Source organism: Trinickia diaoshuihuensis, assembly GCF_003390925.1.
GTDB lineage: Bacteria > Pseudomonadota > Gammaproteobacteria > Burkholderiales > Burkholderiaceae > Trinickia > Trinickia diaoshuihuensis.
The window spans coordinates 196,815-210,094 of record NZ_QUBS01000026.1; the positions used below are offsets into that span (position 1 = coordinate 196,815).

Consider the following 13,280-nt stretch of genomic DNA (forward strand, 5'->3'; position numbering starts at 1 on the left):
ATCGGGATCGCCGCGCTGCCGTCAGCGTTCTTCCGTCGAATCGACATCGGGCGCTTTCGACCCGCCGATGATCTTGACCGGGAAGGGGTCGCGGCCCGGCTTGTCATGCGGCAAATCGTCGCGCGGCCGCCTCGGTGCGATGCGATCGAGCAGAGCTTGCTGCTCTGGCGGAATCGCGTAATTCCAGCCAAAACGGCTCAACTGCAAACTTTGAGCGATTCTGAGCGCCGGTTCCATGAAGCGAACGGCTGCCGCCGGCTCGTAGCGATCGCACACCGTATCGAGAAACAAGTGCAGCCATCGGCTGAAGTGCCGCGGCTCGATGCCTTCGAGCGGTTGATGGGCTTGTTGGACGTTGCCGCGGTAACGTTTGTCTCCGAGCACTAGGCTGCCCCAAAATACACACATCTTGGGCAAGTGATCGTCCCACCGGCCTCGCAAGACCGCATCGAACACCGGGCCGAGCAAGGCATCGGCGCGCACCCGATCATAGAAGGCATAAACGAGTTCGCGGATGTTCTCGGCGGTGGGTTCGCGGTGACGCGCGGGGGATACGTCGGCGGCTGCATCGCCCGAATTCGTGGAGGTTGGCATCGAAGTACAGGAAGTCATGAACGGTTTGTGGTCTAATCCGCCGCAAACCGCGTGCAAAGCAAACTAAATTGTCGAAAAACGCTCGTGCCCTAGCAAGCGCACGATATTACTTGTGCGGTCGATGCATGTTATGGTCAAGCCGCCGCCCATACAACCCTTCGCGCGGTGCGGTTTTGCCGCGGGGCGCGTTGCGTCCCGCCGCCTCGCACCGGGCCCTCATTCAGCCGTAGCCTGCCCATGAGACTGACCGATTACACCGATTACGCGTTGCGCGTGCTGCTGTTCCTGGCCGTTCGCGACGAGGGCCTAACGACCATCCACGACATATCGGAGGCCTATGGCATTTCGAAGAACCATCTCATGAAAGTCGTCCAGCGGCTTGGAGAATTGGGGTGGATCGAGACGGTGCGCGGGCGGCACGGTGGCCTGCGGCTCAATGCGCGCTCGCTGAGTTTGACGATCGGCGAGGTGGTGCGCGGCACCGAGACCGATTTCGCTCTCGTCGGTTGCTTTCGACATGACGGCGCCGAGCAGCGGCAGTGCGTCATCGAGCCGCAGTGCCGCCTCAAGCACGTTTTCGAGGCAGCTCGCGGCGCGTTCCTTGCGGAACTCGACCGGTACACGCTGGGCGAGCTCGCGGAGCCCGCCGCGCCGCTGGCCGAGCTGCTCGGTCTGGCCGCCGCCCGGGGCGCGAGCGGGCGGCCGGTGGTGCCGATTGCCGCGACATAGGGTGGCCGAGCGCGCAAACCGGATGCGGTGGGGCAAAAAAAGCGCTTGAAACGAGCCAAGCGCACCTCATTTTGGTGATAGTCAAAATTGGAGGTCTCTTCATGAGAATCGACAAGCTCACCACCAAATTCCAAGAAGCGCTCGCCGATGCCCAAAGCCTTGCCGTGGGGCGTGGGCAACAATACATCGAACCCGTCCACGTCCTAGCGGCGCTCGTCGCGCAGCAGGACGGCTCGGCGCGCTCGCTGCTGTCGCGCGCCGGCGTGCATGTGCAGGCCCTGCAAACCGCCTTGAACGAGGCGATCGGGCGTTTGCCGCAGGTGCAAGGCACCGACGGGAACGTGCAGATCAGCCGCGAGTTGAACGGCTTGCTCAATCAGGCCGACAAGGAAGCTCAGCAACTGAACGATACGTTCATCGCGAGCGAAATGTTCCTACTGGCCGTGGCCGACGATAAGGGCGAGGCGGGGCGGCTCGCGCGGCAGTACGGCCTCGCCCGCAAGTCGCTCGAGTCCGCGATCGCGGCCGTGCGCGGCGGCGCGCAGGTGCATAGCGCCGACGCGGAGAGCCAGCGCGAGGCGCTGAAGAAGTACACGATCGACCTGACCGAACGCGCGCGGGCGGGCAAGCTCGACCCTGTGATCGGCCGCGACGACGAAATCCGCCGTTCGATCCAAATTCTGCAACGCCGCACGAAGAACAACCCCGTGCTGATCGGCGAACCCGGTGTCGGCAAGACCGCGATCGTCGAAGGGCTCGCGCAGCGCATCGTGAACGGGGAAGTGCCCGAATCGCTGAAGAGCAAGCGTGTTCTGTCGCTCGACATGGCGGGGCTGCTCGCGGGCGCCAAGTATCGCGGGGAATTCGAGGAGCGCCTGAAGGCCGTCTTGCAGGACATCGCGCGCGACGAAGGCCAGACGATCGTCTTCATCGACGAAATCCACACGATGGTCGGCGCGGGCAAGGCCGAAGGGGCGATGGACGCCGGCAATATGCTCAAGCCGGCCCTTGCGCGCGGCGAACTCCACTGCATCGGCGCCACGACGCTCGACGAGTACCGCAAGTACATCGAAAAGGACGCGGCGCTCGAACGGCGCTTCCAGAAAGTGCTCGTGGACGAGCCGTCGGTCGAGGCGACGATCGCAATTTTGCGCGGCCTGCAGGAAAAATACGAGTTGCACCATGGCGTCGAGATCACCGATCCGGCGATCGTCGCCGCGGCCGAACTCTCGCATCGCTATATCACCGACCGCTTTTTGCCCGACAAGGCCATCGATCTAATCGACGAGGCCGCGTCGAAAATCAAGATGGAGATCGATTCCAAGCCCGAGGAAATGGACCGGCTCGATCGCCGCTTGATCCAACTGAAGATCGAGCGCGAAGCGGTGAGGAAGGAAAAGGACGAGGCGTCGCAAAAGCGGCTGCAACTGATCGAGGAGGAAATCGAGCGGTTGAACCGTGAGTATTCCGACCTCGAAGAGATTTGGACGGCCGAAAAAGCGGCCGTCCAAGGCAGCGCGCAACTGAAGGAAGAGATCGAAAAGACGCGGGCCGAGATCGCGCGCCTGCAACGCGAGGGCAAGCTCGAGAAGGTGGCCGAGTTGCAGTACGGCAAGCTGCCCGAACTGGAGGCGCGCTTGAGGCAGGTGACGCAGGCCGAAGCGAAGGAGCAGAACAATCCGACGCAGCCGCGTCTGCTGCGTACGCAGGTCGGTGCCGAAGAGATCGCGGAGGTCGTTTCGCGGGCGACGGGCATCCCCGTGTCGCGGATGATGCAAGGCGAGCGTGAGAAGCTGCTGCAAATCGAAGGGAAGCTGCACGAACGCGTGGTGGGCCAGGACGAAGCGATCTCGGCGGTGGCCGACGCGATCCGTCGCTCGCGCGCCGGCCTTGCCGATCCGAACCGGCCCTACGGCTCGTTCTTGTTCCTCGGGCCGACGGGCGTCGGCAAGACCGAGTTGTGCAAGGCGCTGGCCTCGTTCCTGTTCGATTCCGAGGAGCACCTGATCCGGATCGACATGAGCGAGTTCATGGAAAAGCATAGCGTCGCGCGGCTCATCGGCGCGCCGCCGGGCTATATCGGCTACGAGGAAGGCGGCTATTTGACGGAAGCGGTGCGCCGCAAGCCGTACAGCGTGATCTTGCTCGACGAAATCGAGAAGGCGCATCCCGACGTCTTCAACGTGCTGCTGCAAGTGCTCGACGACGGCCGTATGACCGATGGACAAGGGCGCACGGTCGACTTCAAGAACACGGTCATCGTGATGACGTCGAATCTCGGTTCGCAGATGATTCAATCGATGGCGGGCGAGCCGCAGGAAGCGGTGCGCGAGGCGGTGTGGTCTGAAGTCAAGGAGCACTTCCGGCCGGAGTTCTTGAACCGGATCGACGAGGTCGTGGTGTTCCATTCGCTCGATCGAAGCAATATCGAGTCGATCGCCAAGATCCAACTGGAGCGTCTGCACGAACGGCTCGCGAAGCTCGACATGCAGTTGCTGGTATCGGACGCCGCGCTCGAACAGATCGCGAAGGTCGGTTACGATCCGCTGTTCGGCGCCCGCCCGCTCAAGCGCGCCATCCAGCAAGAAATCGAGAATCCGGTCGCCAAGCTGATTCTCGCGGGACGCTTCGGGCCGAAGGACGTGATCCCCGTGGAAGTGGAGGGCGGCAAGCTGGTGTTCGAGCGCGTCGTGCATTGATTGCGCGATAGCCGAGCCGCCTGCCATGGCCGAGCGTTGATGCGCTCGGCCATTTTTTTTACCCGGTGCGAATGCGCTTGACTTAGAGTGTGCTCGAAGTCTTAACGTTGAGGTCGTCATGTCGGAAGCACTTACCATCGGTCGAATGGCTGAAGCACTTGGCGTTTCGACGCACACGCTGCGCTACTACGAACAAGCCGGATTGATCCGGCCCGTGTCGCGCTCGCAGGCGGGACACCGGCTGTATTCGCCGGCCGATATCGAATGGCTGCGCTTGGTGATGCGGCTCAAGGCCACGGGTATGCCGATCGCCGGTATCCAGGCGATTGCCCGGCTCCGAGCCGAGGGCCCGGCTACGGCCGGAGAGCGGCGCGCGCTGCTGCTCGAGCATCGCGACGCTGTGCGAGCCGAGTTGCGGCAGTGGCAAGCGAACCTCGCCGCGATCGAGCAAAAGATCCTCGACTACGATGCGATGCTGAGCGACATGACGGATGAGAAGAACCACCCTCAATCGTCAAAGGAACGACCATGGCAATCGACACGAACGCACGCAACGAGCACAACGCCCAGAACGTCCGCTACACGCGCGGATGGGAAAAACTGAAAGAAGTCGACGGCGAAGTCGGCGAGCGCGTGGTGGCGTCCTTGGCCGACATCGCGCCGGACTTCGGCCGGCTTTTGATCGAATTCGGCTTCGGCGATATCTATAGCCGCCCGGGCCTCGACTTGAAGTCGCGCGAGATCGCGACGATCGCCGCGCTCGCGGCCCTCGGCAATGCTCAGCCGCAATTGAAGGTCCACATCGAAGGGGCCCTGAACGTCGGCTGCACCCGCGAGGAGATCGTCGAGGTGTTCATGCAGATGGCCCTGTATGCCGGCTTCCCGGCTGCGCTGAACGCGCTGTTCGCCGCACGCGAGGTATTCGCCGCGCGCGACGCGGCCCACTCGGCCATCGCCGCGTAAATCACGCTAGCGCGCGGCCGGCGCCTCGCCGAGCCGGCGCGCGCTGATCGTGCGCCAATGGATGAACAGGCCGCCTCCGGCCACGGCCAAGCTGGCGGCGCTCGCCGCCCAGAACCCCCGCGCACCCGTCAGCCAGGACGGAATCGCGCCGCCCACGTCGAATCCGAGCGCATAACCGCCGCCGAGGCCCACGCCCCATAGTGCGAGCGCGTAGATGACGGTGGGCACGACCGCGACCTTATAGGCGCGCAGCACGAACGCCGTGACCGTCTGGAAGGTATCGAAGATGTGATAGGCGAGCATGATCGGCAGCAACGGCATCGCGGCTGCGATGACGGCCGCATTCGTCGTATAGCCGGCCAGAATCGCCGGCCGCAGCGCGAAGGCGATCGTGGCGTAGGCCAACCCGATCGCACACGCCATAACGATGCCGTGCAACGCCAGCGTGCGGGCGTCTTGCTCGCGATGCGCGCCGAGCGCTTGCGCAACGAGCGTCGATGTCGCGATGCCGATCGACATCGGCGTCATATAGAGCACGGCGCCGAGATTGCCCGTGATTTGATGGCCGGCGAGCGTCGTCGTGCCGAAGCGCGCGATGAACAGCGCCATGAACGTGTACGAGGTCACCTCGATCAGGTACGAAAGCCCCATCGGTACGCCGAGCTTGAGCAGGGCGATTTGGCGCCTGCGTTCGGGCCAGCAGAAGTGCTTGAAGATCTCGAATTGCGCGAAAAAGTCGAGCTTGCCGAGCAGCGTCATGCCGATGGCGGCGAACGTGAAGTTGATGACGGTACTGGCCAGCGCGCAGCCCGGGCCGCCCAGGGCGGGCACGCCGAAGCCGCCGAAGATGAACCACAGGTTCAGCGGGATCTTGAGCAGCAGCGCGGCGACTTGCAAGATCATGACCAAGCGCGGCTTGCCGATGCCGTTGGCGAGCGAGGTATAGACGCGAAAGACGAGACTCGCGGGCAAGCCGAGCGCGGCGATGCGCAGATAGCTTTCGGTGCGTTCGTGCAGCGCGGGCGGCACTTTGGAGATGGCCAGCAGCGGCCCCGGAAAGAACATGACGGCGAAGCCGAGCACCGCGAGGGCTGCCGACAGCCACAGCGCTTGACGGACTTCCTCGCCGATCTCGGCATAACGCCCCGCGCCGTACAGTTGCGCGGCGATCGGTTGCAGGGCGAGCACGACGCCGGTCAGACCGACGAATACCGAGATATAGACGGATGAGCCGAGGCCGAGCGCCGCCAAATCGACGGCCGAGAAGCGGCCGACCATCACCGTGTCCATCACGCCGAAGGCGATCACGGCCAATTGGCCGATCAGGACCGGCCAAGCAAGACCGGCGATTTTACGGATATCGGCGAACATGGGCGGCGCTAAGCTAGGAGCGGCGTGGGCGAATAGGGCGTCGATGCCGCTCCACTTTCGGCACGGGCCGGTCGACGCGCACGTACAGGCGGAACAATTCGTCGCGGTCCGCTGCGCGCCGGCCTTCCCAGACGAGCTTCCAAGCGTAGTTGAGCATCGGACTCGGCGCGCTGAAGTCGGCGGTATCTTGCCGTAGTAGCACGTCGCAGTCCTGATTGAACGAGAACTGCATGTCGGCGAAGTAGGCGAACGAGGCCAGTTGCGCGTCGCCGAGCCGCACGGGGGAGATGCACGTGTAGTCGTCGGGCAAGTGTTCGGCGATCTGCAGCGCGACGTCTCGATACGTCCGGCTGTAGTTCACCATCGGCAACCAGAGCGTCATCAACAGCACCCACATCAGCGTCGTGCCGGCGCTCGACAGCACGACGCTGCGCCAGAGTACCTTCGGGTGCCGAGCGATGCGCCAGCGTACGAGTGCGAGCCAGCACACCGTCGCCGCGATCGCGCACGCGAACGCGAGCACGTTGAACTGCGGGACGAAGCCGGGCACGAGCCGCGCGAGATTGCGCGCCAGCGGATGCGGAAAACCGGTTTGCGCCGCGAGCCAAACGAGCCAAACGAAGATGCTGAGAATCGAAAAGCTCAGTACCGCGAACCAATCGATGGCGTTGATGGCACCGCGCTTGAGCGTCGGCAGCGCGAACGCGGCCAGTGTCGCTAGCGGCGGCAGCAGCAGGATATAAAGCCGGTTCGTTTGATGGCTTTGCAGCACCGCAAGAACCAGCAGCGGCAACGCGACCGACACGGGGATCGCCACGTGCGGCTTGCGGCGCAGTCCGCCCCAACTCACCCAGGCCCAGAGGGCAAGCGGCCAGGCGGGCCAAGTGAAGAGCGGGAGATTCTTAAACGCGTAAAGCCAGACATGGCCGGGCGGCGCCGAGAAGCGATTGATGCTGCCGTTGATCCATTGCTCCACGAACCAGCGAGCATCGTCCGGGTAGGCATGCAAGATGACGAGCGGCCACGCAACCGAGAACGCGAGCGCAAGCGGCAGCCCGACCGCCAATAGCCAAATCGAGCGCAGCTCCCGCACGAACACGATCATCGCCAGCGTGCTCGCGAGCAACGCGATGACGAGCAGCGGGTTGCCCGACAGGGCGAGAAGCCCCAGCGCCAGCGCCCACCAGAGCGCGCCCTGCAACGGCTTTTCCGCGCCGCGCACGAGCCCGTAGACGAGCATCGAGACGGCCATGACCTGCGACAGTTGCGGGGTGGCCTCGTGCCCGCGCTCGGCGAGTCCGAAGCAAGCGACGAGAATGAGCAGGGCGCCGTCGGCTAGCGTGCGCCCATAATCGCGCGGCTCCGGTTCGCCGCCGAACGCGTATTTGAACGGCTGAACCTCCGCGCGACGGCCGAGCAGATATGCCGCGTACCAAACGAACGCGCAGGTTGCGCAAAAGAGCAGGCCCGTGGCGAGCCGAGAGGCGTTCGAGGCGTCGACCCACGGCGCGAGCGCGCGGATCGAGATCGCGCCGAGCCAGTAGCCGAACGGGCCGTCATCGGTGATGAACTTGCCGACGAGGTTCGGCAGGAGCCAATCGTGCGTATTGCCGCCGGCCATTGTCCACATGACGCCGAAGCCCGCCGCATCTTCGTTCTTCCACGGGTCGCGGCCGAACAGGCCGAACGCGGCGTAGACGATGCAAAGCGTAAGCAACAGCCAGCGCGGAAGCGCGCGGGTGGCGGATGCGGTAAGGCGAACGACGGGTCTCATGCAGGCTGCGGGTCTCGGAAGGCGGTTGTCATGCTTATAAGGCGGGCGGCGGGACGCGCGCGATCCGGCATTGTAGTCGCGCGCCGCCGCGACCGCCATGCAACGCAGCGGATCTGTGCCTCAGCACCAACGAAAATGGGCAGCGAAAGGCTGCCCATGACGTAAAAAAGGGCAGCATATTGCTGCCCTTCGGTTCGCTCCGGCATAACGGCCGGGCGCAGCGGTTGCGCCGTACGTTTACTTCGCTGCCTTGCCGGCTGCGCGCGCACCGAACTTCTTGTTGAACTTCTCGACGCGGCCTGCCGTGTCCATGATCTTTTGCTGGCCCGTGTAGAACGGGTGCGATTCGGACGAGACTTCGATCTTGGCGAGCGGGTAGGTCTTGCCGTTGTGCTCGATCGTTTCACGCGTTTGGATCGTCGAGCGCGTCACGAACATGAAGCCGTTCGACAGATCGTGGAAAACGACTTCGCGGTAATCGGGGTGAATGCCTTCTTTCATGGTAATTCCTTTAGTCTGGCGGTAGCCAACCCACGCTGCACTGCCGCGCAAATCGCCCCGTAAAGAACGAACGTACGGCATGCCTAAGGCGCGAGCCACTTGCCTAAGGTCGAAAAACGGCAATTATGCCAGAAAATCAGTTGGTTGACGAATTATTCGTGCCGCGCCAGTACGCCCGTGCGGGCGGGATCTTGACGGTAGTAGCGCGCAAGCAGCCGGTACAGTTCGGGATACGCCTGTTCGAACGCCTGCGGCTGGACGAATAGCGCCTCGCTGCAGACGGCGAAGAACTCGGACGGATGGTCGGCCGCATAGGGGTCGATCAGCGATTCGCGTTCGAAGCGCGACCAGCGGCGGTGCGGGACGGCATCGACCGTGCGGCAGAAGCGATCGTAGGCATGGTCGAATACGTCCGCCCATGCTTGCGCGTCGAGCGGTGCATGCCAGCGCCGAAAGAGGGGCGGGTGGCCGTCCGTTTCGCCCGTCAGCATGTCGATCTTGTGCGCGAATTCGTGGATGACGACGTTGTACGCGTCTTGGCCATCGGTGAGTTGCGCGTCTTCCCAAGACAAAATCACGGGACCGCCTTCCCAAGCTTCGCCGCTCGCGTCGTGCTCGACTTCGTGGACCACGCCGTCCTCGTCCTCGACGGTCTTGCGAATGACGAACTCGCCCGGATAGACGGTAATGCCCACCCACCCGCGATAGAGATCGAGACTTAAATTGAGAACCGGCAGACACGCTTGCACTGCAATGCCGACCATCATCGTGTCGGTCAATTCGAGTTCGTGCGCGGTCGAGAATTGCTTCCGAGCGAGGAACAGACTCGTCATCTCGCGCAGGCGGGTAAGATCGCCTGCATCGAGATAGCCGAGAAACGGCAGGCCCTCGAGCGTTGCCTGCCATAGCGCATCGTCGATGGCGTGCTCGCGCAACGCGCGCTCGCGGCGGCGCGCATCGAACCAGCGCGTGAGCTTGGAGAGCATTGGGAGGGCAATCGAGGTTGCCGCCTTCATCGTTCGAAGAAGGCGGCGCGACGCCTTAGCCGCCGCGGCGCATCAAATCGAAGAACTCGGAATTGCTCTTCGTTTGCCGGATCTTGTCGAGCAAGAACTCCATGGCCTCGACCTCATCCATGTCGTGAATGAATTTGCGCAGCACCCAAATCTTTTGGAGGATTTCGGGCTTGATCAGCAATTCTTCGCGGCGCGTGCCCGACTTGTTCAGGTTGATCGAGGGGTAGACGCGCTTCTCGGCGAGGCGGCGCTCGAGGTGCACTTCCATATTGCCCGTGCCCTTGAACTCTTCGTAGATGACGTCGTCCATCCGGCTGCCCGTTTCGATGAGCGCCGTACCGATGATCGTCAGCGAGCCGCCTTCCTCGATGTTGCGCGCGGCGCCGAAGAAGCGCTTCGGACGTTGCAGCGCGTTCGCGTCGACACCGCCCGTCAGCACCTTGCCCGAAGCCGGGATGACCGTGTTGTAGGCGCGCGCGAGACGCGTGATCGAATCGAGCAGAATGACGACGTCTTGCTTCATCTCGACGAGACGCTTCGCCTTTTCGATGACCATCTCGGCCACTTGCACGTGACGCGTGGCCGGTTCGTCGAACGTGGAGGCGATGACTTCGCCCGCCACCGAACGCTGCATTTCGGTCACTTCCTCGGGGCGTTCGTCGATGAGCAGCACGAACAGCACGACGTCCGGATGGTTCTGCTTGATCGCGTGCGCGATGTGCTGAAGCATGACCGTCTTACCGGACTTCGGCGAGGCGACGAGCAAGCCGCGCTGGCCTTTGCCGATCGGGGCGATCATATCGATGATGCGGCCCGTCACATTTTCCTCGCCGCGCATTTCGCGCTCGAGCAGCAGCGGCTTGTTCGGATGCAGCGGCGTGAGGTTCTCGAACATGATCTTATGTTTCGAGGCCTCGGGCGGCTGTCCGTTGACCTTATCGACCTTGACCAGCGCGAAGTAGCGCTCGCCGTCTTTCGGCGTGCGCACTTCGCCTTCGATCGTATCGCCCGTATGCAAATTGAAGCGACGGATTTGCGAGGGGCTGATGTAGATGTCGTCCGTGCTCGCGAGGTACGACATTTCGGGCGAGCGCAGGAAGCCGAAGCCGTCGGGCAGCACTTCGAGCGTGCCGTCGCCGAAAATGGTCTCGCCGGTTTTGGCGCGCTTCTTCAGGATGGCGAACATCAGCTCTTGCTTGCGCAAACGGTTCGCGCTTTCGATCTCGAGGCCGTTCGCCATCTCGATCAATTGAGACACGTGCAGAGACTTAAGCTCGGATAAATGCATACGGAAATCCCGCCGGGGAAGGTGCGACGAAAAGAAATGTGGGAGGAGAATTGAGCGGAACCGCTCAGAGACTTATACGTCTTGAAGTCTTATGATTCTAGCATAGCACACGCGGCGCGCGGCTCTATTGGGCTCGGTGCCGCAGGCCGGGCCTGTTGTCATGTTGCAACAGGCCCGGCCGGTCTATCACAGATGGCTGTCGAGGAACGCGGTCAATTGCGATTTCGACAAAGCGCCGACCTTCTGCGCCGCCACGGCTCCGTTCTTGAACAGAATCAGCGTCGGGATGCCGCGCACGCCGAACTTGGCGGGCGTCGATTGGTGCTCGTCGACATTGATCTTCGCGATCTGGAGACGGTCGCCGTAATCCTTCGCGACTTCGTCGAGAATCGGGGCAATCATTTTGCACGGACCGCACCACTCGGCCCAAAAATCGAGAAGCACGGGCTTGTCGGATTTCACGACGTCCTGTTCGAACGATGCGTCGCTGATGTGCTTGATTTGTTCGCTCATGTAAAAGTACCTCTTCGGGTTCGAGGCCCGCGTCTGAAATTGCCCGCCACGATACACTAAAACCGGAAATCGTTCCGAACGCGCGCGGCTAGCCGGATGAGCCGGACACGGACGCGGCGCCGGCCTCGCAAGAACAGCGCGTGAGGGGAGCCGATCCACGGCTCGCTCGAGTTGCGGGTCGCCTATCTGTCATATTAGCCCAAATTGCTATGTCTCGTGCGAGGCGATAGTCTCCACGCGAGCGTTGCCGCACAAGCGTCGCCGCCGCTAGGCCATGCCGCGTTCGGCAGGTCGGCGCGCTAGCGCGCCGATGGTGCGCTGCGAAACAAATTGCGCGAGCGCCTCGAAGCGGTGATAGAATGCGACGTGACGGGCCTCCTCGCATGGAGGGGCGGTCAACCTGGTCAGGTCGGGAACGAAGCAGCCACAGCCGTTTTCCACCAGTGCCGAGGGTCGGGCTCGTCACCTTCCGCTTGTCTTCAGCTTTCCTTTCTCTTCCCGCTTTGCTTCGCTGTACTTTCACTTCGCGAACGCGCGCAGTTGCATTGGCGCCGCGGCGTTGCTGATACAATTTCGCGATGACCTATCAAGTTCTCGCACGCAAGTGGCGACCGAGGGATTTCGCTTCGCTCGTCGGACAAGAACACGTCGTGCGCGCGCTCACGCACGCGCTCGACGGCGCGCGTCTGCATCACGCGTATCTCTTTACGGGAACGCGCGGCGTGGGCAAGACGACGCTTTCCCGCATCTTCGCAAAAGCGCTCAATTGCGAAACCGGCATCACGGCGAAGCCGTGCGGCGTGTGCCGCGCGTGCCGCGAAATCGACGAAGGACGTTTCGTCGATTACGTCGAAATGGATGCGGCCAGTAACCGCGGCGTCGATGAAATGGCCGCGCTGCTCGAGCGCGCCGTTTATGCGCCCGTCGACGCGCGCTTCAAGGTCTACATGATCGACGAAGTGCACATGCTGACGAACCATGCCTTCAACGCGATGTTGAAGACGCTGGAGGAGCCGCCGCCGCATATCAAGTTCATCCTCGCGACGACCGATCCGCAAAAGATTCCCGTCACGGTGCTCTCGCGCTGCCTGCAGTTCAACTTGAAGCAGATGCCGGCCGGCCATATCGTCGGGCATCTGGAAAAGATTCTGGCGGCCGAGCAAATCGTGTTCGAACCGCAGGCCTTGCGCCTTCTCGCGCGAGCGGCAGAGGGCAGTATGCGCGACGCGCTGTCGCTGACCGACCAGGCGATCGCCTACTCGGCCAATGACGTGACCGAGGAGGCCGTGCGCGGCATGCTCGGTGCGCTCGATCAGAGCTATCTGATTCGTTTGCTCGATGCGATCGCCGCCGGCGATGGTCCGCTCGTGTTGTCGATCGCCGACGAAATGGCCGTGCGCAGCTTGTCGTTTTCGACGGCGCTGCAAGATTTGGCGAGTCTGCTGCATCGCGTGGCTTGGGCGCAGTTCGCCCCGGCCTCGGTGCTCGACGAGTGGCCCGAGGCGGGCGACCTGCGCCGGTTCGCGCAGATGCTGACGCCCGAGCAAGTGCAACTGTTCTATCAGATCGCCACGCTGGGGCGCGCCGAACTCGGCCTCGCGCCCGACGAATACGCGGGCTTTACGATGACCCTGCTGCGCATGCTCGCGTTCGAACCGGCATTGCCGCCGGGATCGGGACCCGCCGGACCCGCGCCGAAACGCACGGGTGGTCCCGGCGCGTCCACCGGCGCGGCGGGTGCGCGCGGTGCTGCCGTCGTCGCTCAGGCGGGCCGCGGCGCGGTGCCGAGCGCGGCGGCTCCGCGTTCGACGCCGGTGCCGTCCGCGGCGCCG

Annotated in this window: 12 protein-coding genes and 1 other RNA gene; 6 read left to right on the forward strand and 7 right to left on the reverse strand. The window is 63.3% G+C overall.

The window, feature by feature from the left end; genetic code table 11:
* Positions 1-21: 21 nt before the first annotated feature.
* Positions 22-594, reverse strand: coding sequence for a group III truncated hemoglobin (locus DXT59_RS08005; RefSeq protein ID WP_116136373.1), 573 nt, complete (start codon positions 592-594; stop codon positions 22-24).
* Between the two features lie 237 nt (positions 595-831).
* Here DXT59_RS08005 and DXT59_RS08010 point away from each other — a divergent pair, with 237 nt between their 5' ends.
* The 4 genes from DXT59_RS08010 (at position 832) to DXT59_RS08025 (ending at position 4,985) form a co-directional block, all read left to right on the forward strand.
* Positions 832-1,323: an Rrf2 family transcriptional regulator gene (locus tag DXT59_RS08010; RefSeq protein ID WP_116136374.1), complete on the forward strand. Its 492-nt coding sequence runs from the start codon at positions 832-834 to the stop codon at positions 1,321-1,323.
* Between the two features lie 101 nt (positions 1,324-1,424).
* Entirely contained in the window at positions 1,425-4,022 is a 2,598-nt protein-coding gene (gene clpB / locus DXT59_RS08015) for an ATP-dependent chaperone ClpB (RefSeq protein ID WP_116136375.1), read from the forward strand.
* A 145-nt stretch (positions 4,023-4,167) separates the two neighbouring features.
* Positions 4,168-4,626 carry a MerR family transcriptional regulator gene (locus tag DXT59_RS08020; RefSeq protein WP_420823371.1) on the forward strand — a complete coding sequence of 153 codons (459 nt, stop codon included), beginning with the start codon at positions 4,168-4,170 and terminating at the stop codon, positions 4,624-4,626.
* Positions 4,551-4,985, forward strand: a complete 435-nt coding sequence (locus DXT59_RS08025; RefSeq protein WP_116136377.1) for a carboxymuconolactone decarboxylase family protein — start codon at positions 4,551-4,553, stop codon at positions 4,983-4,985. The genes DXT59_RS08020 and DXT59_RS08025 overlap by 76 nt, the downstream gene beginning before the upstream one ends.
* Positions 4,986-4,991: 6 nt before the next feature.
* On the opposite strand, the gene DXT59_RS08030 is transcribed toward DXT59_RS08025, so the two are convergent.
* The 6 genes from DXT59_RS08030 to trxA all read right to left on the reverse strand — a co-directional run bounded on the left by DXT59_RS08030 (position 4,992) and on the right by trxA (position 11,448).
* Positions 4,992-6,356: an MATE family efflux transporter gene (locus tag DXT59_RS08030; RefSeq protein WP_116136378.1), complete on the reverse strand. Its 1,365-nt coding sequence runs from the start codon at positions 6,354-6,356 to the stop codon at positions 4,992-4,994.
* 13 nt (positions 6,357-6,369) lie between these two features.
* The gene (locus DXT59_RS08035; RefSeq protein ID WP_116136398.1) at positions 6,370-8,130 is read right to left on the reverse strand and encodes an ArnT family glycosyltransferase; all 1,761 of its coding nucleotides are present in this window, start codon (positions 8,128-8,130) and stop codon (positions 6,370-6,372) included.
* Positions 8,131-8,367: 237 nt separating this feature from the next.
* Positions 8,368-8,631, reverse strand: a complete 264-nt coding sequence (locus DXT59_RS08040) for a type B 50S ribosomal protein L31 (RefSeq protein WP_116136379.1) — start codon at positions 8,629-8,631, stop codon at positions 8,368-8,370.
* Positions 8,632-8,783: 152 nt separating this feature from the next.
* On the reverse strand, positions 8,784-9,617 hold the full coding sequence (locus tag DXT59_RS08045) for a M90 family metallopeptidase (RefSeq protein ID WP_116136380.1): 834 nt from the start codon (positions 9,615-9,617) through the stop codon (positions 8,784-8,786).
* A gap of 55 nt (positions 9,618-9,672) precedes the next feature.
* Positions 9,673-10,935 carry a transcription termination factor Rho gene (gene rho / locus DXT59_RS08050; protein WP_116136381.1) on the reverse strand — a complete coding sequence of 421 codons (1,263 nt, stop codon included), beginning with the start codon at positions 10,933-10,935 and terminating at the stop codon, positions 9,673-9,675.
* A gap of 186 nt (positions 10,936-11,121) precedes the next feature.
* Positions 11,122-11,448, reverse strand: a complete 327-nt coding sequence (gene trxA / locus DXT59_RS08055) for a thioredoxin TrxA (RefSeq protein WP_102647006.1) — start codon at positions 11,446-11,448, stop codon at positions 11,122-11,124.
* Between the two features lie 368 nt (positions 11,449-11,816).
* Between trxA and ffs the strand changes: the two genes are divergently transcribed.
* An RNA gene (gene ffs / locus DXT59_RS08060) (signal recognition particle sRNA small type) lies at positions 11,817-11,915 on the forward strand.
* A gap of 111 nt (positions 11,916-12,026) precedes the next feature.
* Positions 12,027-13,280, forward strand: a 1,254-nt coding sequence (gene dnaX, locus DXT59_RS08065; RefSeq protein ID WP_240324443.1) for a DNA polymerase III subunit gamma/tau, incomplete at its 3' end; no start/stop codon positions are given.

Bases quoted from the DNA above. Each gene is read 5' to 3' on its own strand.
- DXT59_RS08005 (WP_116136373.1), bottom strand. From the start codon at position 594: ATGCCAACCTCCACGAATTCGGGCGATGCAGCCGCCGACGTATCCCCC.
- DXT59_RS08010 (WP_116136374.1), top strand. From the start codon at position 832: ATGAGACTGACCGATTACACCGATTACGCGTTGCGCGTGCTGCTGTTC.
- clpB (WP_116136375.1), top strand. From the start codon at position 1,425: ATGAGAATCGACAAGCTCACCACCAAATTCCAAGAAGCGCTCGCCGAT.
- DXT59_RS08020 (WP_420823371.1), top strand. From the start codon at position 4,168: ATGGCTGAAGCACTTGGCGTTTCGACGCACACGCTGCGCTACTACGAA.
- DXT59_RS08025 (WP_116136377.1), top strand. From the start codon at position 4,551: ATGGCAATCGACACGAACGCACGCAACGAGCACAACGCCCAGAACGTC.
- DXT59_RS08030 (WP_116136378.1), bottom strand. From the start codon at position 6,356: ATGTTCGCCGATATCCGTAAAATCGCCGGTCTTGCTTGGCCGGTCCTG.
- DXT59_RS08035 (WP_116136398.1), bottom strand. From the start codon at position 8,130: ATGAGACCCGTCGTTCGCCTTACCGCATCCGCCACCCGCGCGCTTCCG.
- DXT59_RS08040 (WP_116136379.1), bottom strand. From the start codon at position 8,631: ATGAAAGAAGGCATTCACCCCGATTACCGCGAAGTCGTTTTCCACGAT.
- DXT59_RS08045 (WP_116136380.1), bottom strand. From the start codon at position 9,617: ATGCTCTCCAAGCTCACGCGCTGGTTCGATGCGCGCCGCCGCGAGCGC.
- rho (WP_116136381.1), bottom strand. From the start codon at position 10,935: ATGCATTTATCCGAGCTTAAGTCTCTGCACGTGTCTCAATTGATCGAG.
- trxA (WP_102647006.1), bottom strand. From the start codon at position 11,448: ATGAGCGAACAAATCAAGCACATCAGCGACGCATCGTTCGAACAGGAC.